At 52.8% G+C, this 20,058-nt stretch carries 24 protein-coding genes; 14 read left to right on the forward strand and 10 right to left on the reverse strand.

Features of this window, described 5'->3' with window-relative positions; translation table 11 throughout:
- Window positions 1-656 precede the first annotated feature (656 nt).
- The 8 genes from HMPREF0573_RS00300 to HMPREF0573_RS10040 all read left to right on the forward strand — a co-directional run bounded on the left by HMPREF0573_RS00300 (window position 657) and on the right by HMPREF0573_RS10040 (window position 5,803).
- Window positions 657-1,904 (forward strand): YibE/F family protein, encoded by a 1,248-nt coding sequence (locus HMPREF0573_RS00300; protein WP_004008088.1) that lies wholly within the window; start codon window positions 657-659, stop codon window positions 1,902-1,904.
- A gap of 490 nt (window positions 1,905-2,394) precedes the next feature.
- Window positions 2,395-3,063, forward strand: coding sequence for a tyrosine-type recombinase/integrase (locus HMPREF0573_RS00305; RefSeq protein ID WP_013188551.1), 669 nt, complete (start codon window positions 2,395-2,397; stop codon window positions 3,061-3,063).
- A 22-nt stretch (window positions 3,064-3,085) separates the two neighbouring features.
- Window positions 3,086-3,382 carry a hypothetical protein gene (locus tag HMPREF0573_RS00310; RefSeq protein ID WP_013188552.1) on the forward strand — a complete coding sequence of 99 codons (297 nt, stop codon included), beginning with the start codon at window positions 3,086-3,088 and terminating at the stop codon, window positions 3,380-3,382.
- Between the two features lie 11 nt (window positions 3,383-3,393).
- Window positions 3,394-3,639, forward strand: coding sequence for a hypothetical protein (locus tag HMPREF0573_RS00315; RefSeq protein ID WP_013188553.1), 246 nt, complete (start codon window positions 3,394-3,396; stop codon window positions 3,637-3,639).
- Window positions 3,639-4,403, forward strand: coding sequence for a ParA family protein (locus HMPREF0573_RS00320; protein WP_013188554.1), 765 nt, complete (start codon window positions 3,639-3,641; stop codon window positions 4,401-4,403). The genes HMPREF0573_RS00315 and HMPREF0573_RS00320 overlap by 1 nt, the downstream gene beginning before the upstream one ends.
- Window positions 4,400-4,765, forward strand: a complete 366-nt coding sequence (locus HMPREF0573_RS00325) for a hypothetical protein (RefSeq protein ID WP_013188555.1) — start codon at window positions 4,400-4,402, stop codon at window positions 4,763-4,765. Before HMPREF0573_RS00320 ends, HMPREF0573_RS00325 begins: the two co-directional genes overlap by 4 nt.
- A gap of 11 nt (window positions 4,766-4,776) precedes the next feature.
- Complete coding sequence (locus tag HMPREF0573_RS00330; RefSeq protein ID WP_013188556.1) at window positions 4,777-5,436, forward strand: hypothetical protein; 660 nt, start codon at window positions 4,777-4,779, stop codon at window positions 5,434-5,436.
- Window positions 5,429-5,803 carry a glutaredoxin domain-containing protein gene (locus HMPREF0573_RS10040; RefSeq protein WP_013188557.1) on the forward strand — a complete coding sequence of 125 codons (375 nt, stop codon included), beginning with the start codon at window positions 5,429-5,431 and terminating at the stop codon, window positions 5,801-5,803. The genes HMPREF0573_RS00330 and HMPREF0573_RS10040 overlap by 8 nt, the downstream gene beginning before the upstream one ends.
- Window positions 5,804-5,994: 191 nt before the next feature.
- Here the strand turns inward: HMPREF0573_RS10040 and HMPREF0573_RS09350 are convergent, their stop codons facing one another.
- From HMPREF0573_RS09350 to HMPREF0573_RS00360, 5 genes are all read right to left on the reverse strand, one after another.
- Window positions 5,995-6,492 carry a hypothetical protein gene (locus HMPREF0573_RS09350; protein WP_013188558.1) on the reverse strand — a complete coding sequence of 166 codons (498 nt, stop codon included), beginning with the start codon at window positions 6,490-6,492 and terminating at the stop codon, window positions 5,995-5,997.
- 12 nt (window positions 6,493-6,504) lie between these two features.
- Complete coding sequence (locus HMPREF0573_RS00345) at window positions 6,505-6,825, reverse strand: hypothetical protein (protein ID WP_013188559.1); 321 nt, start codon at window positions 6,823-6,825, stop codon at window positions 6,505-6,507.
- A gap of 284 nt (window positions 6,826-7,109) precedes the next feature.
- Entirely contained in the window at window positions 7,110-7,919 is an 810-nt protein-coding gene (locus HMPREF0573_RS00350) for a Fic/DOC family protein (RefSeq protein ID WP_013188560.1), read from the reverse strand.
- Window positions 7,916-8,134 carry a hypothetical protein gene (locus tag HMPREF0573_RS00355; protein ID WP_013188561.1) on the reverse strand — a complete coding sequence of 73 codons (219 nt, stop codon included), beginning with the start codon at window positions 8,132-8,134 and terminating at the stop codon, window positions 7,916-7,918. The genes HMPREF0573_RS00350 and HMPREF0573_RS00355 overlap by 4 nt, the downstream gene beginning before the upstream one ends.
- Window positions 8,135-8,148: 14 nt before the next feature.
- Entirely contained in the window at window positions 8,149-8,484 is a 336-nt protein-coding gene (locus HMPREF0573_RS00360) for a hypothetical protein (RefSeq protein WP_013188562.1), read from the reverse strand.
- Between the two features lie 297 nt (window positions 8,485-8,781).
- Between HMPREF0573_RS00360 and HMPREF0573_RS00365 the strand changes: the two genes are divergently transcribed.
- Genes HMPREF0573_RS00365 through HMPREF0573_RS00390 form a run of 6 tightly spaced genes read left to right on the forward strand, consistent with a single transcriptional unit; the run spans window position 8,782 to window position 13,744 of the window.
- Complete coding sequence (locus HMPREF0573_RS00365; protein ID WP_041797840.1) at window positions 8,782-9,183, forward strand: MobC family plasmid mobilization relaxosome protein; 402 nt, start codon at window positions 8,782-8,784, stop codon at window positions 9,181-9,183.
- Window positions 9,119-10,513, forward strand: a complete 1,395-nt coding sequence (locus HMPREF0573_RS09355) for a relaxase/mobilization nuclease domain-containing protein (protein ID WP_169311385.1) — start codon at window positions 9,119-9,121, stop codon at window positions 10,511-10,513. The genes HMPREF0573_RS00365 and HMPREF0573_RS09355 overlap by 65 nt, the downstream gene beginning before the upstream one ends.
- 9 nt (window positions 10,514-10,522) lie before the next feature.
- The gene (locus HMPREF0573_RS00375; protein ID WP_013188564.1) at window positions 10,523-11,080 is read left to right on the forward strand and encodes a PcfB family protein; all 558 of its coding nucleotides are present in this window, start codon (window positions 10,523-10,525) and stop codon (window positions 11,078-11,080) included.
- Between the two features lie 19 nt (window positions 11,081-11,099).
- Window positions 11,100-11,381, forward strand: a complete 282-nt coding sequence (locus HMPREF0573_RS00380) for a hypothetical protein (protein ID WP_013188565.1) — start codon at window positions 11,100-11,102, stop codon at window positions 11,379-11,381.
- Window positions 11,371-11,901, forward strand: a complete 531-nt coding sequence (locus tag HMPREF0573_RS00385) for a hypothetical protein (RefSeq protein ID WP_013188566.1) — start codon at window positions 11,371-11,373, stop codon at window positions 11,899-11,901. The genes HMPREF0573_RS00380 and HMPREF0573_RS00385 overlap by 11 nt, the downstream gene beginning before the upstream one ends.
- Window positions 11,885-13,744, forward strand: coding sequence for a VirD4-like conjugal transfer protein, CD1115 family (locus HMPREF0573_RS00390; protein WP_112668461.1), 1,860 nt, complete (start codon window positions 11,885-11,887; stop codon window positions 13,742-13,744). Before HMPREF0573_RS00385 ends, HMPREF0573_RS00390 begins: the two co-directional genes overlap by 17 nt.
- On the opposite strand, the gene HMPREF0573_RS00395 is transcribed toward HMPREF0573_RS00390, so the two are convergent.
- The 5 genes from HMPREF0573_RS00395 to HMPREF0573_RS00415 form a co-directional block, all read right to left on the reverse strand.
- The gene (locus HMPREF0573_RS00395; protein WP_013188568.1) at window positions 13,679-14,530 is read right to left on the reverse strand and encodes a VirB6/TrbL-like conjugal transfer protein, CD1112 family; all 852 of its coding nucleotides are present in this window, start codon (window positions 14,528-14,530) and stop codon (window positions 13,679-13,681) included. The two genes, HMPREF0573_RS00390 and HMPREF0573_RS00395, sit on opposite strands and share 66 nt — an antisense overlap.
- 13 nt (window positions 14,531-14,543) lie before the next feature.
- Complete coding sequence (locus tag HMPREF0573_RS09360; RefSeq protein WP_169311386.1) at window positions 14,544-15,878, reverse strand: M23 family metallopeptidase; 1,335 nt, start codon at window positions 15,876-15,878, stop codon at window positions 14,544-14,546.
- A 352-nt stretch (window positions 15,879-16,230) separates the two neighbouring features.
- Window positions 16,231-17,313, reverse strand: a complete 1,083-nt coding sequence (locus HMPREF0573_RS00405) for an RCC1 domain-containing protein (protein WP_013188570.1) — start codon at window positions 17,311-17,313, stop codon at window positions 16,231-16,233.
- Window positions 17,303-19,741: a VirB4-like conjugal transfer ATPase, CD1110 family gene (locus HMPREF0573_RS00410; protein WP_041797841.1), complete on the reverse strand. Its 2,439-nt coding sequence runs from the start codon at window positions 19,739-19,741 to the stop codon at window positions 17,303-17,305. Before HMPREF0573_RS00410 ends, HMPREF0573_RS00405 begins: the two co-directional genes overlap by 11 nt.
- Window positions 19,638-20,054: a PrgI family protein gene (locus tag HMPREF0573_RS00415; protein WP_013188572.1), complete on the reverse strand. Its 417-nt coding sequence runs from the start codon at window positions 20,052-20,054 to the stop codon at window positions 19,638-19,640. Before HMPREF0573_RS00415 ends, HMPREF0573_RS00410 begins: the two co-directional genes overlap by 104 nt.
- Between the last annotated feature and the right edge of the window lie 4 nt (window positions 20,055-20,058).

Here is a 20,058-nt window from a genome sequence, read left to right on the forward strand (position 1 = left end):
TCACTCCGCAAAAATAATCTCTCCACCACCTCTAGGCTCCCCCACCGGCAGGCTTGTATCCGAAGGCCAGCCCACGTCTCCTGCAGTTGCCGCAACAACTACTCTTTTACCGTTGTACGGAACCCACCCTGGGGTGGTATCAACGCCATCTACGCCCGCATAATATGCGCCCACACAGAGCAGCTTCGCTGAACCGGTTTGCATGCCGGTTCCATCCCCGCTCGTGCCAGCCACTGTTTGTGGTCCATCAAAGACCAGAATCGCGTACTTTTCATATTTAAAACTCCCGCTATAGTCAGGAAGACGATTTTCCGCAGCCTTAGAATCAGGTCAGCACTTTAAGACCACGGGTTTCCCAGGTCTGATTCTTTGGTCGTGAATCCCAACCTTTTGAGGCAGCCCGCATCATTAATCCCCCCCGCCAACCGCTCCGTGTGCGCCGCGCTTGGTGACCGGATTGCAGCGTTGTGGCAGACCGGTCGACAGAGCGGGTGTTCCCGCTCCCCCTACGGACCTGTTGCCTTCGACACTCTCAATAGGCACTGTCGCTGGGAAACCAGAACCATGCCCCATGTCAGTTTCCGCACCGAAATCATTGTAAAAGACGAGCTATTCGCCCTGCACAACCGTGACTGGCACGGATATACTTGCTGTCTGTGTCTCATTCTCACTCGATTTCTCGGATTTCTCGGACTCAAGAGGCTTCGACGACTTCGCCTGCTTCGCGCCTGGCGATGATAATTTCCTTGGGCTTGATTACGGTCTTGACCTTGGCGGGAGTGGTTTGGCTCTGGCCCGATTGGCACCATCTGCAAGAAGTCCGCCAGCTGAACTTCAGTTTCGCGACCGCGCCGGGAGTTTCCTATGAACGCGCCAACATCGTGAAACTCGAGCCAAAGTGTCGAGACACCGACATTTCCTCTTCTGGCGCGCAAAGCCACCTAGACGACTGCGTCCGCCTGACCGTGCGTCTGACCAGTGGACCCGATTCCAACCAGGTCACCACCCTGGAGGCAGTCGGACCCGGCGCACATTCGGACTTGAAACCCGGTGACACTATCCAAGTCATGCGCTCACCAGGGGAAAAACCCGGCGCCGACACCTACACCTTCACCGGCGTCCCCCACGACCTGCCCATTATCCTCTTTGCCATCCTGTTCGCCGTGATAGTTTTGGCAGTCGCCCGCGTCAAAGGAGCGCTTTCGCTGGTAGGACTAGCGTTCGCGACCGTGGTGATTGTGTACTTCATGCTGCCGTCCCTGGCCAGCGGTCGCCCCGGCATCTGGGTCGGAGTGGTCGGATCGTGCGCCATCATGCTCATCGTCATTCACATCGCCCACGGCATCTCCATGCGGACCGCATCTGCCCTGCTGGGCACCGTGTGCGGTTTGGGGCTTTCGGCTTTGCTGGGCGCCATCGCTGTGAAAAGCGCGCACATTTCGGGTTACATTGACGAAACCTCCTTTGACCTGTCCGCCGCTATCCCGCACCTCAACATGAGCCAACTGTTCGTTGCTGCCACTATCCTGGCGGGACTGGGGGTGCTTAACGACGTGACCATCACTCAAGCTTCGGCGGTGTGGGAGCTGCGATTGGCAGCCCCAACCTATACTCGTCGCGAAATCTATCAAAGCGCTATGCGCATCGGACGCGACCACATCGCGTCGACGATTTACACCATTGTCTTTGCCTACACCGGCGCGGCACTCTCTACGGTGATGCTGATAGTTTTGTTCTTTGAACGCTCACTCAGCGACCTCTTCACGACGGAGGCTCTCGCCGCCCAAGCCTTGCAAATATTGGCTTCCGGTTCTGCCCTCATTGCCAGCGTCCCCATCACCACCGCTATCTCTACCTTGGCGGTACGCAAACCCACCCCGCCGGTGACTGAAATTTGCGATTAGATTGGGGTTGGGGTGGTCTAAGGTATAGTCCCCCGATTTCTCGCCCCCTCACCCGACAGCTCTCGACACGCCCGACAGCAGACACGCGAAAATCCCCCGTATTTGAGCCCTCGTTACAGACAAAAAGAAACCCCCTGAACCGAGCAAAGAGGCAGTTCAGGGGGTATTTATTTAGTAGCGGGGGCCGGATTTGAACCGACGACCTCCGGGTTAATTTCTGCTTTCGTCAAAAATCTTTTCCTGAAGTATATCGAGCTGCGTTTTATTGTGGCGCTTTGCTTTCGCGACCAGCAACGGTGCTGGTCATTATCTATGCATGAACACACTAAAACCTTGGCCAGTCCCACGTGGCTGGCAAAAACCGCTGAGTGAATGGGAAAAGACTTTGCGCGCCCGTTCTCTCTCTCCTGAAACAATCAGAACCCGTTTGCAGCACGTTCGCACGACTGCGAGGGGTCTTGAGTGCGCACCGTCAAAAGTTACACCAGAGATGCTCCTGGAATATGTTTCAGCAAAGCCGTGGCAATCGGAAACACGCCACAGCTATTACGCCTCTCTGAAACAATTTTTCGCCTGGTACAGCCGCATCTATAAGTATGAGAATCCGGCACTTGTTTTGCCTACAGTAAAGCGCGGTTCGCCGATGCCTCGCCCTATTCCTGACAATCTCCTGGCCGAAGCCCTCGCTGGCTGCACTCCCCGCCACCGTTTAGCGCTAGAGCTGGCCGCACTGGCTGGGCTGCGCTCAGGTGAGGTCGCGCGGGTGAATGCTGGCGACATCACCGAGGACTTACTTGGATATTCCCTTGTAGTGCATGGGAAAGGCAATAAGCAGCGCGTTGTACCGATTACTGACGGCCTGGCCGCTTCAATCCGTGACCTGGCTGAGCCAGGAACAGGCTGGGTGTTTCCCGGCGCAGATGGAGGTCATGTTACACCGCGGTGGATTTCTAAGCTGGGCGCGAATTTGTTGCCGTCCCCGTGGACTATGCACACACTTCGTCATCGTTTCGGTACCCATGCTTATGCAGGTGATCGTGACCTGGTGGCGGTGCAGCGCCTCCTTGGCCATGCGTCCGTATCTACCACGCAACGCTATGTTGAGCCACCTTCGGACGCGATGCGCCGAGCCGCCAACAGCGCCCAGATAATCCACTAACAACCGTGAGGAAGGGAACACGATGAGTCACGAACCTATTGCCAGCAAGTCCAGCAACGCCGGCAGGGGTGGCAATGCCACCCATGCCAGCCACGCCCGCATTGCTGGCAAATCTGTCACAGAAGAACGGCTGCGGCTGGGTGCTTATCTTGAGGCTGCTCTGAGCGCGTTGAAAGATGCCCAACTTATCAATATCGCGCACAGCGCCAATTTGCCCGAGGTAATCGAAACCTGGCGTGTCGAAATGGCCACAGAGCAACTGCGCATATTGCGCAGGCAGCTCAAGGAGTTTATTGAGTCCGAATACAACGAAAAGTAAGGAGAAAACAGATGAATGAATCAACACAAGAAGCATTTGTAAAGAAATGCCCTCACTGCGGAAGCCGTGATGTTGAAGTGAGCACTTGGGAAGCTTGGTGCTACGCCTGCGACTGGCAACTGGATAAAGTCGACAACCCGGAGTTGTTTGCACTCTACCGGGAAGCCCGACTGGCTGAAGTCCGAGGACTTCAGCCAATCCTTGAGGCAGAACTGGCAGAGCTTGACCGTGTAATGAGCGGAAGGAGCACCGTCTGATGATACTGGCTATCTGTAATCAGAAAGGTGGGGTGGGAAAAACCACGCTCGCCACGAATCTCGCCGTCAGAATGAAAAGCCCGACTGGCAAGCCGAATCTGTTGGTGGACTGCGACCCGCAGGGCAACGCGACCACCACTTTAGGCGTTGAGATAAAACCGGGAGATTTCACCCTTAATGATGTCTTGGCTGCGGTGGCAACTGGCTCGGCGGGATCAGTCGCTCGTGGAGCAATCCTAAATATCAAAGAATCGTGGAGCCTTGATTTACTTCCTGCTGACAGGCTCTTGGCCTCACGGGAATCCGACACATCTCTGGGAAGGGAAACCAGACTGGCTACAGTGACTGAGGAACTTAGAGAAGACTACGGCCACATAATTATTGATTGTCCCCCTGCAATCGGAATGCTAACCACTAACGCGCTTGTGGCGGCCGATAAGGCGTTGATTGTTACCCAGGCAAGAGAAACGTCGGTGGACGGCGTAAGCGAGATGGTGTCCACCATTGCCACAATCCGCAGCCACTACAATCCACGCTTGACCCTGGCAGGAATCGTGCTGAATGCCTACCGGCCAGACCGTACCGACCGGCGCGCCTGGGCAGACAAGCTCCGCGAATATTTCGGCAACTACCTATTTGATGTCTCAATACCAGAGCGGGAAGCTATCGCCGCAGCCGCGACTCGTCACGAACCAATCCCGGCAAGCGACGAACAAACGACCGCAGTCATTACCGAACTCGCAAAGCAATTGGAGGACGCATGAAGACACCTGATCCTGCCGCACTGGCCGGACTGCGCAAGGCCGCAGTAACAGACCCCGTAATTGCTGGCAATGCTGGCAACACCAGCAACACCGGCATTACCAGCCACGCCAGCCATACCAGCACCGCTGGCAAGACTGACACAAAGTTCACCATTCGGTTGAGCGGTGAACTGATGGGGCGGGTACGCGCCGCATACCTGCGCGACCTCACTAACGGCTTTTCCGGCTCACTATCTGCCTGGGCAGCGGCGAGCCTAGAAAGCGCCGTGATTCAATCCGAAGCCGCTTACAACGGCGGCAAGCATTATCAACCAATCGAAACCGGCAGTATCCCGACGGGGATAATGCCCAACACAAATTAAGGAGAACAGTAATGAATGATGAATTTGAATCCGGCGCACTTGATGAAGGTGGCGTGTTTTTCCGGAAACTTGATGATGACACTTTCGCCATTGTTGGCAGCACGCTGCTTCCGGGTGAACAGGTTGAAGTCACTTCCAAAAACGGCACCGTGCGCCAGGTGATTGTCGGGAAAATCTTGAGCGAAGACGACGGCATAATGACCGCCGAGTTTGACTGGGTGGCTGAACCACACCCAGATATTGACTACTCGGACTGTCAAGTGTACTTCCACGGCCTTGATAACGGCGACTACGTTGTTACCGGCATGAACTTGGTACAGGGAGAAACCGCCACCGTTAGTGTAAAAGATGGCGGCACAAAGGAAGTTATCGTCACGAAGATTTTGGACGTGAACGAGGACGGGATACAAACCGCAACATTCGAGTGGCCGCGCACCAGCCCAGATGACCTAGTGAATGACGGCCGTATCGTTTTCACCCGCCTGGAAGGCGACGAGTGGGCAATCCGTGGCAAAGGACTGGAAACCGGAAAAACCGTGAAAGTCAGCCGTAAAGGAAAGACCAGCAAGGAAAAAGTCATAGTCGCTGAAATCGTAGAGGACGAAAACGGGATACAAACCGCGAAATTTACCAACCCGCCCAACGAAAAGAAGGATACAGACAATGACTGATACTGAGGTTTTAACAATATATTCCGCACCCAACTGTATGGGATGCAAAATGACCGCCCGAGCCTTACAGAAAGCCGGGGTCAAGTTCAAGCTTGTGGACTTGACCACGCTCAGCCCTGAGGCTATTGAAGCGTTTAAAGCAGAAGGACTGATGCAAGCCCCGATTGTACGCACCGGCGAGGGAGATCAATGGAGCGGTTTCCGTCCCGACAAGATTAAGCAGACCGTAGAAACAATGCCAGCCGACCAGGTAGACGAAGCTCTAGCAAAAATCTATGAGGAAAGATTCGGTAAACCAATGGACACTGCCAAACCTACACAAGAAGCAACACAACGAGAACGGAAACCGAAGCCACGGCGACAGTGACAACCAGCCAACCAACTACGAATGAGGGGGTGCCAAGCGCGGCACCCCCTCAAACTCCCCCAGCGCAAAAATGAATCTACCCCAACCAATCGAGGGGTTAGGTAGTGTCTTCCGAACTCAGTACAGTTCCTCGCCTCAGAAGGGCGTTGCGAATGTGGGACAAGTTTTAGGACGTTTGAATGAGAAGGATTCTATCTTGAAGGACGCTTTTTACCCCGGTCAGGTGACGGTTTACCTTTCGACTTTCTTTCCTCAAGTTTCACCTTGACTGCTTCCGCGATACTCTTGGCAACATCCTCACGGGACTGCGGAACACCAGGCGCGTCACTCTGTAGAGCTTTTTCAGGCATTGCACGGTGATCCACTGTCTGTGCCCTCAGGTACTCCAGCACATCGTAACGCTCTCCGATTTCAGTCAGCGTCGCACCTTGCGCACAAGGTTGGAACCACGAAAACTGGTCTTGTAAATTGTCCAGTATGTTGTAAGCGTCAAAATAAGTCATAGGTTCAACAGATTCATACCCTGAGTACTGTGTATGAGTGAAACCGTTTGCTTCCAGGAATGAGCGAATATCCGCCCAGGCCTGTTTGTATCCAGTAGCCGACTCCGATGGATAGCGTTCCTTCAACTTAGCTTCGGCTAGGTCGAAATGGAACGCGAACCGCAGCCTCCGATTTTGCTCATCCATGCGGTCAACAGCCTATGCATAGACGCGTTCTGGGTTGCGTTTCCTTAGAGCTGCAATTATGTCTATGGGGTCGGTGCTGCGCTCGTAGGCAGTAAGTGAGTGCAAGTTCTGCATGACCCATTTCTGCTTGGAAAGCATCAACAAAGAGAGGCATTGAGATTCCACCTTTTTACTCTCGTTGGCTTTCCATGTGCCCCGATCCAAACGGGTTAGACCGTAGCGCTGCACGTTCTTATCCACACACTCATACAGGGTGTCAACATCGTAACCGTTACGTGCAGCCTTCGCAGCGTCAAATTCGATTGTAAAACTCCAAGGCTTAACATCCGTCATTGCACTCACCTCACGAAAATCAAGTTGCACAGTGATAAGAACATTCTACCGTACCGATTCGTCCTTCCTCTCAGCGTTTTTGCCAACTCCCACCAGAAGCCGCGTTTAGCACGGTCATGAGGGGGTGCCAAGCGCGGCACCCCCTCAAACTCCCCCAGCGCAAAAATGAATCTACCCCAGCCAATCGAGGGGTTAGGTAGTGTCTTCCGGACTCGGTACAGTGCCTCACTTCAGAAGGGCGTTGTGATCTTAGGGATTTTTATGATGTTTTCAAAGAGGACGCTTTATCTTGTGGGTGGTTTTCTATCCCGCCTAGGTTGTGATTCCGTTTTGGATTGTCGAGCCTGGATTTTCGTCTTTACCCGTTCGGACACTGACTCTGCCAAGTCCTGTCTTGTCTGCGGGGGTTTTGTTTCAATGTCGGGAGTTTGAAGATTTTGTCCAGGAATTTCTCGCTGGAAAGTGTATCCTTCCATGATTTTGTGCATGGCTTCGGGACGTGGCTCGAAGGTTCCAGGAAGGGGTGCGGATTCGGCTGAGGCCAGGTTCCACTCTTTTTTATCGTCTATGCGGGAAATTCTTAGTTCGAAGGGTGAGAGTTCCGCTACTTGCATCAGGAAAACACGAGCGGTTCTCCCGTTCCCTTCTCGAAATGGGTGTGCCTGATTGAGGTAGGCAAACACCTTTGAGATTTGTTCCACAAAAGCCTGGCGAGAAATGTGCGCCCAGTCCGTGGTCTTGACTGTTTCGGATACGCGCTCTAGGTAGGTATCGATGAGCTTTTTAGGAGCAAAACTATGGATAGTTCCGTTATTCTTTTTCGATATTTCGACCGTGCGGTATTTTCCTGCCCATTTGTAGATGTCTTGAAAGAGGTGGGCATGGATTGTCTTGACGTGACTCGCGTCGAAGGTCTTATAGTCGTGACGGTCATCAAAAAGTATCTCCGACATTCGCTCATAAGTAATCGCGTACTCAGCTTTGCTCAGGATGTAGAAGTCGTGGATACCCAACTTGTTTTTTAACGTTGGAATCAGATTTTTTCGGGTGTCACGGATGAAGTAGCTGTCCCAGGGGTCAGAGAAGAATCTCATGAGTATTTTTCCTCTGCGTCCTTAACGACCGCTTTAATGAATTCGTCCATAGTGAGTTCACCGTGGCGACGCATCAGGCCGAGCTTCACTTGTTCCCTATCCGGTTGCCAGCCTTCCAGCCATTGGTTAGCCCAGAGGTCATTTTCGCGTTGTATTTCCTCAGTGGTCATTCCAGTAAAGAGATCAGGAAAGATTTTTTCAAGTTCCAGTGCCATACATTTCACCTCCTTCAGTTGTCTTGCCAGTCAGGATTGGTCTCGGTCGTTGTGTTTGTTTCGGGTACGGTTTCCGTTTCGGTCTTGGCTGGGGTGGTTTTCTTGGTTGTGGTTTTTAGTAGCTTGGTGGCTACGGGGTCGAGCTGGAAAGCGTCGATGATGTTGGCGCGAGCCATCCCGGCTGCTTCGAGTTCATCACGAGCCTCGATAATCTCGGTTGAGATTTTCTCGAATCGGGAAAGTAGCTTTTCAAAAGAGCGTAGGGCGCGTTTCTTTTGCTCAAGCTTTTCCTGTTCAGCAAAGAGGATTTGGTCGGCGGTACGCCGAGCCTTTTTTGTTTGGTATTCCATCGGATTGTCCTAACCCGACGGTTCAAGATTTCGCAAGTTCAATCTTAGCAGAAAAGGAACGGGCGCGCGTAGCGCGCCTCCGTCTATTGCGCCCAGGTTTTCCTGGGCGCAAGCTCAGGGCAGCATCGCTGCCCTGAGCGGCTGAAAAGAGGACAAGTAAAACTTGCCGTATTCTCATATTTTATTTTGGTAGCCAGCATAGCAGAGCGGTACCGTGTCGCTTGACACAGTACCGCTTTTCTGCTGTATGCTGGTTGGGTATCACAAGTGAATACCCAAACCCTTTAAGGAGGCACCGTGGACGTTCCACGAGATGCCGGGAGGAACGGGCGGAGCGTGGTTCGGAAAACCTATGTTTCGCCTGGGGAATGGGACATGATAGCGTCGCGGATGCACGCCGTCGAGCAAACTAATTTCTCTCGATTTGCTCGGGTACTTCTGACAAACGGTAAAGTCAGAGTTTCTTCGTCGCGTGCGCTATCGGAAATTCTCACCAGGCTAATCGCGCCGATAGGAAACAACATCAACCAGATTGCTAGGCAGGCAAATACTAACGATATTGCCACCTATGCAATGGTTGAGGAAACTTTCCGGCTCATGTCAGAAGTTCAAGCAGTTATTGAACGCTTGGAGGATGACAAAGACTATGGCGGTAACGAAGATTGGCCAGATACGCTCAACGCTGAAAGCAGCGATTGAGTACGTTGTTGATCCGAAGAAAACCAACGGCGGCATCCTCACTTCATCTAACTGCGGCATCCCACACTTGGCTAACTCGGTGTATATCGCTTTTCGGGAGATTCACGAGAAAGCCGAGAACGCGCACACGACCGGGAGCTACGGAACTGTGCTTGCTTTCCATGTCATCCAATCCTTCAAACCCGGCGAAGTAACACAGAACCTAGCACACGACATCGGCGTGGAACTCGTCGAAGCCATTACACACGGAGAATACGACTATGTGGTGGCAACCCACGTGGACAAAGACCACATCCATAACCACATCATTTTTCATTCCGTGAACCGAAACACGTTGAAACACTTCCGCTGTCCGAAGCGAAGATACTTTGAGATAAGAGAAATATCAGACGAGCTATGCCGTAAACACGGCTTGTCCATTATCGAAAATCCCGGAGAAAATGTACCCACGACTGAGCTACATGCGCGAGCGCACGGTCGCTCGAAAAAGGCGCAACTCGAACTGTTTATAGACGAAGCGGTACGCAATTCCTACTCGTGGGAGGCCTTCACTGACAACCTTGGAGAGATGGGCATTTCAGTCCATTTCAAAGGCGGACAACTCTTGTACGCGGCTCCAAAGATTTTTAGCCGGGAGATTCGTGGCAAAACTTTGGGCGTGGCATACAGCGAGTCAGCTCTCATGTCTCGGATCGGGAGGCAGAACCTTTCAGAATACATAGTGCAGCCTTCAATGGTGAAAGTGCTAGACGAGCAACGCTATCGAGTGCAGGTGCCAGGGCATAGGCGTAAACGTTACATCGTTGTGTTCAATCATCAGATAAACGACCACGGGACACACTTCCGGATGTACCTCCCAGACAACTGGGAAGGACGCATGACTGACTCTTTCGGTCAGCTTGCCGAACCTACCACAGCAGCGGAACTCTACAACTGGTTTTCCCGTCTTGATCCTGTCCGCCAGTCAGCACCGGCACGCACCACAGTTCCTATCGGATTAGACAGCAACACCGCTCGGGAGCGATACCGGGCAGTCATCGCTAAAAAAATCGAGGACGTGAGAGAAGAAGCCGCCCTAGACGGGCTGCGCCTCGAATACGAAAAAGCACCGGATAAACAGGCATTCATTTCCGGGCTACGAGAAGAACTGGCAACCACCCTGAAACAGCTGGAAAGCGCACTGATTGAAAAACAACGTCGAGACGACTTACAAGCCCCATACCTGGGCGAAGACATCGAAGTTGAAAACGCGACCAGGAAAGCCCGGGTGCTACGCACAGCAATCAAGGAACAAGAAAAAGACAACCGGAAACAGAAAAAAATTCGATAGGAGAAAGAAATGAGCCAACTCACAGACGAAGCCGGAGAAAAGGTTGAGCGTATTCTGATTGATGTCAGCCAGCAAGGAGTCCGGGTTGCTTTCAACGCTGGCACAAAGCTCACACATAAAACCGTGACCACTTCGCTGAAAGCAGCCACAAAAGCAATAGAGAAAATTCCAGGACTTCCAGGGCAACCAGAGCACGGAAAAATGACCGTGAAAGCGCTACAGCGAAAAACGAACGACGGGCTACACGCCATAGAAATCCCACCCGAAATGTTGAAGGGAATACAGCACGAATTGAAGAAACGCGGGGTCGATTTTGCCATAGATAAAGCCCAAGACGGCAACTATTATGTGCAAATTCAGGGTAAGGACGCGGACACCATGAAGCACGCGCTCAAACAGGTACAAGCGAAGCTGAGCAAACCACAAACCCGCCAAGACCTGAAAAAAGACATAGAAAAACGCGCTCAAGATAAGAAAGAAGCCAAAGCAAAAGCCCCAGCGAAAAAGAAAGCTCGCACAGCGAAAGCCACAAAGGGTGTCACACCCAAACCGGCTGTGAAACTTTGAGAAGGAAGGGAGCAAGGTAATGAGAGCCGCAATATATGGGGAGATTGTCGGCGCGGTTCGTGAAAGCGATAACTTGCTGACATTTAGTGTGAAAGCAGATTTACCTGGATATGACCCGGTGAACACGCTGGTTTGGACCGAGGGCGGGTTGGCGCGTTTCCTGCATTCAGAGCGTATCGCTACAGGCATGAAAGTTTTGTGTATGGGAGAAATGGCCACGAAAGACGGGTTCCCTTACCTGGATGCTGAGCATGTAGCGTTCGATATTTATGAGGAATGGGCGCAGGCAAATGGCTATTAGGATTCACATCCTCACCCGCACGGCCAAGGCGGAAGTGTTGGCCAGGCGAGAGCTTGGAAATTTCGGTTTTGCTCTGGAAGTCGAGCAAAACGACCCCGGCCAGATTGATCCCGCTCTGCGCCGCCTGGGGCTTGACCAGGATCAGGCAGCGGTGTTGTCCACCCCGAACCTGATTCTGGCAACAAATACCCCAACCGAGTTGGCAGAATTTCTGACCTGGGTCAAGAACCATCCGCCTGTTGTTCTGGAAGAACGTCCGGCACCGCTCGAAGACGCGAACACACAGACGATACAGGCCGAGGCACCCGCCAGCAACACCGGCATTGCCAGCCTTGCCAGCGATGACAGCAATGCCAGCCAGGACGTTCGGGAGAGTCGGAAACCGCCGCAGACGCGCCAAGAACTAGCGAAATCGTTGGCCGAGCTAGCCAACGCGAAAATCGAGGCACACGCAGCAGCCCACAGGCGCAGCACGCAACACAAGAGACAAGGAGAATACAACCGTGAATACAGCTCGTAGAGTGTTTATCGCTTTTCTTGGGCTGGCCGCATTCTGGGCAGCCAACAAGATAGCGTTTCAAGTCCGCACCACTTGGAATAAAGGTCTAGCGTTCGTCCAAGATCACGTCCTGGACGACTTTCACTCCCCTCTGCACGTGTCAATGTACACGGCCGACCTCGGAGCAGGGCTCGGCGCGATAGTGCTGATGTTTCTGGTCTGGGCGTATCACAATGTGGGGAAAATGAGCCAACGTGTTGGGGAAGAACACGGCTCAGCCCAGTGGGCTAAGCCGTCAGACATGAAACCATTTACGGATAAGGACAAACGTAACCAACTGCTGTTTACCGGCAGCGAAGCATTATCCCTGGATTCCAGAAAAACACAACGTAACCTGAACGCGCTAGTGATTGGTTCTTCCGGTTCGGGCAAGTCGAGGTACTTCGTGATGCCGAACCTCGCTCAAGCCAACACCTCTTTCGCTATCACCGACCCGAAAGGTGAACTGTTACGCCTCACCGGACAGAGCCTAAAAAATGCCGGGTACCGTATCCGGGTTTTCAACCTGGTAGATTTTGCCCAGTCCGACCAGTTCAACCCCCTCGCCTACTTCAACCCCCACCAGGCCGAAGTGGACTGCACAGTCCTGACCGAAAACTTTATTACGAACACGAACGGCCAAAAACCCACCAGCGGGGACGGGTTTTGGGAAAAAGCCGAACGCGCCTTACTCAACGCACTGATTTCTTATGTATATTTCACTCAAGGCGGGGAAGGCTCCCTAGTGGACGTGGTGGATCTATTGGCTCGGATGCAAGCCAGCGAGGAAGACGAAAACGCTGAAAGCGATATAGACCTCATTTTTGAGGCGGTAAACGAAAAGATTGCGGAATATGACGCTGACCCCGCAGATTGGGGCAGCGAGGCGGTATCCGGAATTGATGGGCTGCGTTTTGCCGCCGCCCAATACAACACCTACCTGCAAGGCGCGGGAGAAACGAAAAAATCTGTCATTATCTCGCTAGGCGTGCGCATGGCTCCGCTACACATGGCACAGATGCGCAAACTCTTGGCCGCAGACACGATAGGGCTGGACAAAATCGGAACCGAGAAAACTGCCCTATTCCTGGTCATTCCCGACACTCACGCCGCCTTCAACTTCATAGCATCAATTTTTTATGAGCAGCTATTCGAAACGAACCTATACCTGGCCGACCACAACGAAACCGGCCGACTCAAATTCCAAGTGCAATGCTTCATGGACGAGTTCGCTAACATCGGCAAAATGCCCAGCTTTGAACGTAAAATCGCGGTCATGCGCAGTCGCGGTATCTCGACCGCAATCATCATGCAAAACTATTCCCAAGGCAAAGCGATGTACAAAGACGACTGGGAAACCATCGTGGGCAACTGCGATAGTCTGCTATTCCTGGGCGGTAACGAGAAATCCACCACCGAATACATTTCTAAAGTACTCGGGAAACAAACCATCATGAGCGAGGAAACCAGCCAGTCTAAAGGCCGTACCGGGTCATTCTCTCAATCCCAACGCAAACTCGGACGTGAACTACTCACAGCTGACGAGCTAGGCCGACTGCCAGGGGGCGAATGCATCTACATTTTGCGCGGTGTGCGACCCTTCCGCTCCAAGAAGCTACCAGCCCCTAGCTTCACCGAAAACTACACCTACACGCCCACCATGCCAGCCTCGCTGGCAATGCCCGCAACGCCAGCCTCGCTGGCTGAAGAAGACGGGGATATTGAGGTTGATTGGGAGCCTGGCGAACCAGAAGAATCTTTACTCACCGACCAAAGCACGTGCGAGCCTGCCCGAAGCGATGATAAGGAACAGGAACACGACTGAACTCAGAGCCATGCTGGGTACCGCGTTTAGCGTGGTACCAAGTAAGTCACTCCCCGAGATACTTGAGCCTCCCCCACCAAGACAGGCTTTTTTGAACTCTGCAAACACTTTGACCATGATAATAATCATTAGGCCTTGCAGAACTGCGGCAGCATATTTTTTCAAGTATCCCACCGCGATGCTTTTCGTTTCAGGGTGGGCCATGAACACTAAAGGCAAGGTAGCAGCAGCGGAGAGCACATAGATTTCCGCGAACCGCACAAACACAATGACCTTGAGGATAATGCCAGCAATTAAAGCTAGGAGCCACGGGATTATCAGCAGCCCACCAGTAAACAGCTGAGAGGGCAAATCTGCCTGCTGAATTTCCTGCACAGAGGGGTAGCTTTGACTGCTCGATAATGAGCCAGGCGCGGCAACAGCACTAATGGCATTGTCTCCTACCTGGTTGATTGCTCCCAGAATCAAATCCACATTCTGGATAGCAATAATGACCAGAACAGCTTTAATCATGGCCGTGGCCACCTGCTGCACGGCAAGCTTTTGATCCCCGTCAAACCTAGAGGAAATTCTGGCCAGCTCTAAAACTAAAATAATGGCTAAAACTACTGCCGCTATCGGTTTGATTATGGTCGAGTTAATATCACCCGCAAGCCCGTAAGCAGCGACGTTAAACGTCGCAATGGTCTTTTGAAGGTCTGTAATTCCTCCCGCCAGGTCAGGGCTGAAAATGAACTTAAACATGGTGTACAAGCCCTGAGCGAGAGCATCACTGCCTGGAAACATGGTTTATCCTCCCTCAATAGACGGAAACATGAACATGGTCACGATGTCCGGCAATAACAGACCCACTGTTCGAGTATGGTTGCCATTTGCCAGTGGACGAATAGTAAATCTGGGCTTGCCAAATCACATATTTCACCCCGTATTCCTCTTGGTGGGCAATCAGCCAGCGAGCAATGTTGTTCCCGTCGGCCAGGTCTTTCCCGGTAGCCTGTTCGTACCACACAAATGGCAGGTCACAGGCCCTACCTCGGCTATGGTCTGACGACGGATTCTGAGGGTGTGCGTCCCAGCATTGAAAGTCGTTTCTAGCTTTACCGATAAGGTTGGGTTGCGCCATGAGCGCGTCTCGAAGTTTGGCCAAACGCGGGGTAATTTTTGCCCCGGAAATACGCTTGTCCGGCACAGTCATAGATTCCGGTGGAAATTTTTTACTCATTGCTTTGCCATTCGACGGCGACAAGCCCCCATAAGCACCGGCACACGCTTCCGAGCCGATAGCTGCCGCGTAAGTGGTGGGAATAGTCCCGTTGGCTATCACAGGATAGGGATTGACATATTTACCGTTAACTTTTAGCCCGAAATGCAAATGATTACCGGTACTGCGACCCGTAGAACCGACTTTACCGATTTCCTGGCCAGCTAAGACCTGCTGACCGACATACGCCTCTACCACAGACATATGACAATACTGGGTCAAATATGATGTGCCGCCCACGCTCGGATGCTGAATCCTGACCCAATTCCCGCAAGTACCACCGTCGCCAGCATTAACGACTTTCCCCGGCCCTGCCGCATAGATAGGCGTTCCACCCGGCGCAGGAAGGTCGACTCCATCATGAGATCTAACAACACCATCAACCGGGTTACGCCTGGCGGGATTAAACCCTGAGCTGACCGTTAACGCCCCTTTTAGAGGGGGCTGAAAATGTCCGTCAAACACGCTACTGCCCCCCGCAGGAACAGAATCACTAATATTTGCCCCCGTTGTTCCATCCGGAAAGGACGCAGCCGATATTTGCGTTTCGTCGCCTCCGCACAAGCTCGAAGCCGCCGAAACCGCGCCCGCACTAGGGAATATGAACGAAATAATCGCCACCACCACAACCACAATTGCCAACACAGCTAAAACAATCGGTAAGGAAGAAATAATGCTCACGGCTGCGCTCAATACCGCCGCCACCGCCTGAATCACTCGAGCCGCCGAACGTGCCGCCAGAGCAGCTGAACGCATAGCTAGGGACGCCCCCTGTTTACCTGCATGAACAGTGAGTCTCTCGGCTCTATTCCGAGACTGTTTCACCACATAGCCAGAAACTTTTCCTACCTTGCTACCCCCGACTTTTCTCACACCGGCGATGCTAGCTCGGCCCGTTTCGGCCTCGATAGTTCGCCCTAGAGCCTCGGTGGAATCATCTGTAGCATTCTCAGACAGAAATCTGGTGCCAACACCCGCAAGCTTGCCAGGATTATTTGCCTCATTCCAGACCCGCAATCCCCTGCTTCTTCTTGGTTTAATCCCGAACCTTTTTCCTCTGAACCCTTTATTAAATTCCTGCCGCCCAAAGGCTCTACCTTGGGCACGATGCAAGGAAAACCCCGACCCAAAAGAGAGATGCCCGGACTGGCGAGTATCAACCCTGATACCGTGACGCACATTACTCTCGTTAAAAAACCGTGTATCGGCGGTGGAATGATAAACGCTAGTTTTGCGTACCTGAGTCGGCATCGTTCTCGACCCCCATCTCGGTCATGCCAAGGTACTGCGCCTCACCTTCCGCTATACGATTCCCTTCATTTGAACCCCAACAAAACGTCTTGCCAGATTTCATGGTCACGCATGACCCGAACCGCGAAGACGTAACACTGAGAGGTATTTGGCCCTCCGGCAAAGGCATCTCTTTAACGCCTGATGCCTTTTCGCCTTCCTTGCCGTCCCCCAGCTGGCCGGAGAAACCACTACCCCAACAGTAAAGCTTCTTTTCTGAGGTGATTGCGCAGGTATGCAGTTCCCCAGAAGCCAGGGACACAACCGTTTTACCGTGCAAAGCTGAAACCTCTGTCGGTGCGATTGTTGGATTCACGTTATCCCCTGACTGTTTCCAACGGTTGTCGCCCCAACAGGTCACGCCCTTGCCTGAGGACGCGCACACGAAATCCGCGCCACTACTCAACAGTTTTACCGGCTTCACGAGACTAATTTTGCCCGTGTGGTTCGTTGAAGGGCCTCCGTCCCCCAGCTGGCCAAGATTGTTCTGGCCCAGGCAAGTTACCGTTTTCCCCTTAGCGCTGCACACAAACCCATCCCCGCTAACGGTCAGTGCCTTCTCAACAACAGGCTGAGCCGTGACCGTCTTAGCCGGTGTGGGAGCAGCCTTAGCATTACCGGAACCTGCTTGCAGAACAACCACACTGATAACAGCCCCGACGAGAAGAACTCCTGCAATACCAGCAACCGCGAATATCATCCGTTGGTTCTTTACCGGCAGAGGCGCCCCACTCTCGACATTCTTGCTACGCAACAATCCCCTCTTGTGTCCCGTCGGCTCCGATGGTGGGGCAGTCACGTCATCTACACCCGGATCCTCAACTTCAACAGGTGCTTCCATAGCTGGTGGTGGCGGCGGCTCGATTTTCGTGCCGGTTTTTTCCACATACTCCGCCCAAGCATCCAGCTTGGGATAGCAAGCCGGATGCTTCCGGATTTCCTCCAACAGCTCTTCCGAGGGGTCTTGACCCGAAGCAATCAGGTATAGATTTTCTTCACGCAAATCATCATCCAACATAAGTTTCCTCGAATTTCGTTGAGAACACCTTGTACAGGTGCGAATTGGTATCCATCGTGTTATCGAACGGCACGACCGCTTCACCCGTCTTGAACAATCCACAGCCAGGCTGAACGTTAGTGAAGTATCCCCGCTGCTGCACTGACAGCTTCAACAAGTCGGTCAAAGCATCAGCATCTGTAGACTGCTGGTTCAACAGAAACAGGCCGTCAGAGTTGGAAAGCATCAGCCTTGCACGTTCGTTAGCCAGCAGCTCCTCAATATTTTGGGTGATACCCGTCGCAGCAGCACCATATTTACGCACCCGCTTATAAATCCCTTGCGTATAAGAAGCCGCATACTCGTTAGCGAAAAGCAGGTGAAACTCGTCAATATACAGCCAAGTGCGTCGACCTTCGGCCTTGTTTTTCACAATCCGCGCCCAGATTTCCTCCAACACCACCATCATCCCGAAAGTCTGCAAATCCTTAGAAAGGTCGGCAATGTCATAGACAGTGACCCGGTTAGCCCGGTCTACATTTGTTTGCTGAGCAAATCCCGCAGCTGAACCCGACGCATACAGCTCTAGACCAGTGGCGATTTCTGCCGCGTCAGCTTCAGGCTCCTGACGCAACTGCTCGTAAAGCGTAGCCAGGGTCGGAGGCATAGCGGTAGGGTCTGCCCAATAGGCGCGGTAAATCTTTTGCGCCGCACGGTCAATAATGGAACGCTTCGCGGCACTCAGCCCATCATTACCCCCCAGCAACACTTCGCAGATAGACGTGACAAAAGTGCATTTTTCATTGACAGGATTACCCTCCTCACGTTTCGTGGTTTTATCCAAATCCAGCGGGTTTAGACAGTCCTGGCTTCCAGCCGAGATAACCACCCTGGTCGCACCCAACTCAGCAGCAAGAGGCGGATACTCCCGCTCCGGATCAATAATCAAAATCTCATCATTAGGACGACGCAGAAACAGCTGCTCCATTTCAAACTTAGCGAACTGAGACTTACCCGAGCCGGTCGTACCCAAAATGAACCCGTTAGAGTTCATTCCCTCCCTACGGTCAGCCACAATCAGGTTCTTACTCAAAGCATTAATCCCGTAAAACAGTCCGCCCGGTTGCATGATTTCCTGGGTCGTAAACGGCACCATGACCGCCGCTACCGCAGTAGTCAGCATCCTAGAAATCGGTAACTTGCACACACCCAACGGCAACAACGCGTTAAGCGCGTCAAGCTGCATATAACGCAACACTTCCAGCTGGCAAGAGTGTTTACCAGCCACACGCATGACCCGTTTCACGTTCTCATGCATTTCCTCAACCGTTTCCCCGGCCACACCCACCACAATCGTGGTTTCGAACAATTTTTCGTTCGATTGTTCCAGCTGGGTACGCAAATCCACCGCCTCGTCATACGAGGCTTGCAGCTCATGAGGTAGCAGGTCATAGGTCAATCCCTGCTTGATAAGTTTTCGCTGCTCAGTGCCACGCTGCATATCCATAGACGCAATCTGACGTTTCACAAGCTTCAGCCCCTCGGACTGATCCAGCGGGTCAATATGCAGGCTCACCGTCAAATCTACCGGGATTTCAGACAGCTCTTTCAGTACTCTGTCGCTCATCCACGGAGGCAACTTCCGCAATACCAAAACCTGCCAATAGCTGGTCCGCACAGAACCTAACCCGATATATTCCCGGCTAGACGTGTCAATCGACCAGGGCGAAACGAAGTCCTTGGTGGTGGCTGCCTGAGCTAGCAACTCCTCATACTTGAAATCAGTCTCAGCACCCGGACGAAGGAAATGCTGCAACAGTCGCGCCCGCTCCTCACCATTCAACTGGACGGCGTGACACCCACCAACCTCATGCAAAGCAGCCGCGTCCTCCGCCGCGATACGAGAAAGCACCGTCTTAGCCTCCTCCAAAGTCGGAGCCTCCACCGTTAACGTCACATACTTCTCGGTAATCACGTTGTTGCGCCCATTCTGTAAGCGCTGCACAATCAAATCGTTATACTCGCCTCGCTGCGCATCATATCCATCCCCACGCGGGGACAACTGCACGTCACGAGCCAGCCTTTCCTTATTCAACACCCGGTTAAGCACCGTAACCTGAACATGCTGACCAGACAGATGAGAGTTTAGGAAGTGGGCATACTTCTCAATAATGCCTTCCTGTACGTCTTGCGTGGCCAACTGGTAATCAATATCAGACAGTCTCAACGTCACCGAGTACCTATTACCACCCAGCCAACACAGCCCAGACTCGGCCAACGCCTCGTACTGGATCTTTGACTGTACAGATACTTTAGGGCGATGTAGCTTCCCGCTACGACCCCTCTCAGTTCGTTGACTCGAACGCCGCGAACTTCTTGCGTGCCCTGCGTCCCCGCCTGGGGAGCGCTTTGGCCTCTTTGATTTCGTCTTCATTTCGCTTTTCACCATCCAAATCTTTCAAGTCAACCTTTGAGAAAGTAAAGAACTTCCGACCTTGGCGAAACGCCCAAAAATATCCCACATATTTCTCGAAAGGAATACCCATCGGACGCACCCAGCCAAACGCGGCGGCAGGCACCATCAACACCGACACAACGACAACCCCCAGGTCTTGGAGGCCCGCGAGGAAAAACCCCGCGTACACTCCACCCAGTACAGGAATCGCCACGAGCAGTGTGCCGGCCTGCCGCCACGACAGCCCGAAAATCACTTTGGCCTGATAATCAGTGATTTCCCGGAATACCTTGACTTCCAAAGCCATATCA

It is taken from the genome of Mobiluncus curtisii ATCC 43063, from assembly GCF_000196535.1.
Lineage (GTDB): Bacteria > Actinomycetota > Actinomycetes > Actinomycetales > Actinomycetaceae > Mobiluncus > Mobiluncus curtisii.

Bases quoted from the DNA above. Each gene is read 5' to 3' on its own strand.
- HMPREF0573_RS00305 (WP_013188551.1), top strand. From the start codon at position 2,395: ATGCTCCTGGAATATGTTTCAGCAAAGCCGTGGCAATCGGAAACACGC.
- HMPREF0573_RS00310 (WP_013188552.1), top strand. From the start codon at position 3,086: ATGAGTCACGAACCTATTGCCAGCAAGTCCAGCAACGCCGGCAGGGGT.
- HMPREF0573_RS00315 (WP_013188553.1), top strand. From the start codon at position 3,394: ATGAATGAATCAACACAAGAAGCATTTGTAAAGAAATGCCCTCACTGC.
- HMPREF0573_RS00320 (WP_013188554.1), top strand. From the start codon at position 3,639: ATGATACTGGCTATCTGTAATCAGAAAGGTGGGGTGGGAAAAACCACG.
- HMPREF0573_RS00325 (WP_013188555.1), top strand. From the start codon at position 4,400: ATGAAGACACCTGATCCTGCCGCACTGGCCGGACTGCGCAAGGCCGCA.
- HMPREF0573_RS00330 (WP_013188556.1), top strand. From the start codon at position 4,777: ATGAATGATGAATTTGAATCCGGCGCACTTGATGAAGGTGGCGTGTTT.
- HMPREF0573_RS10040 (WP_013188557.1), top strand. From the start codon at position 5,429: ATGACTGATACTGAGGTTTTAACAATATATTCCGCACCCAACTGTATG.
- HMPREF0573_RS09350 (WP_013188558.1), bottom strand. From the start codon at position 6,492: ATGGATGAGCAAAATCGGAGGCTGCGGTTCGCGTTCCATTTCGACCTA.
- HMPREF0573_RS00345 (WP_013188559.1), bottom strand. From the start codon at position 6,825: ATGACGGATGTTAAGCCTTGGAGTTTTACAATCGAATTTGACGCTGCG.
- HMPREF0573_RS00350 (WP_013188560.1), bottom strand. From the start codon at position 7,919: ATGAGATTCTTCTCTGACCCCTGGGACAGCTACTTCATCCGTGACACC.
- HMPREF0573_RS00355 (WP_013188561.1), bottom strand. From the start codon at position 8,134: ATGGCACTGGAACTTGAAAAAATCTTTCCTGATCTCTTTACTGGAATG.
- HMPREF0573_RS00360 (WP_013188562.1), bottom strand. From the start codon at position 8,484: ATGGAATACCAAACAAAAAAGGCTCGGCGTACCGCCGACCAAATCCTC.
- HMPREF0573_RS09355 (WP_169311385.1), top strand. From the start codon at position 9,119: ATGACAAAGACTATGGCGGTAACGAAGATTGGCCAGATACGCTCAACG.
- HMPREF0573_RS00375 (WP_013188564.1), top strand. From the start codon at position 10,523: ATGAGCCAACTCACAGACGAAGCCGGAGAAAAGGTTGAGCGTATTCTG.
- HMPREF0573_RS00380 (WP_013188565.1), top strand. From the start codon at position 11,100: ATGAGAGCCGCAATATATGGGGAGATTGTCGGCGCGGTTCGTGAAAGC.
- HMPREF0573_RS00385 (WP_013188566.1), top strand. From the start codon at position 11,371: ATGGCTATTAGGATTCACATCCTCACCCGCACGGCCAAGGCGGAAGTG.
- HMPREF0573_RS00395 (WP_013188568.1), bottom strand. From the start codon at position 14,530: ATGTTTCCAGGCAGTGATGCTCTCGCTCAGGGCTTGTACACCATGTTT.
- HMPREF0573_RS00405 (WP_013188570.1), bottom strand. From the start codon at position 17,313: ATGTTGGATGATGATTTGCGTGAAGAAAATCTATACCTGATTGCTTCG.
- HMPREF0573_RS00410 (WP_041797841.1), bottom strand. From the start codon at position 19,741: ATGGTGAAAAGCGAAATGAAGACGAAATCAAAGAGGCCAAAGCGCTCC.
- HMPREF0573_RS00415 (WP_013188572.1), bottom strand. From the start codon at position 20,054: ATGGCTTTGGAAGTCAAGGTATTCCGGGAAATCACTGATTATCAGGCC.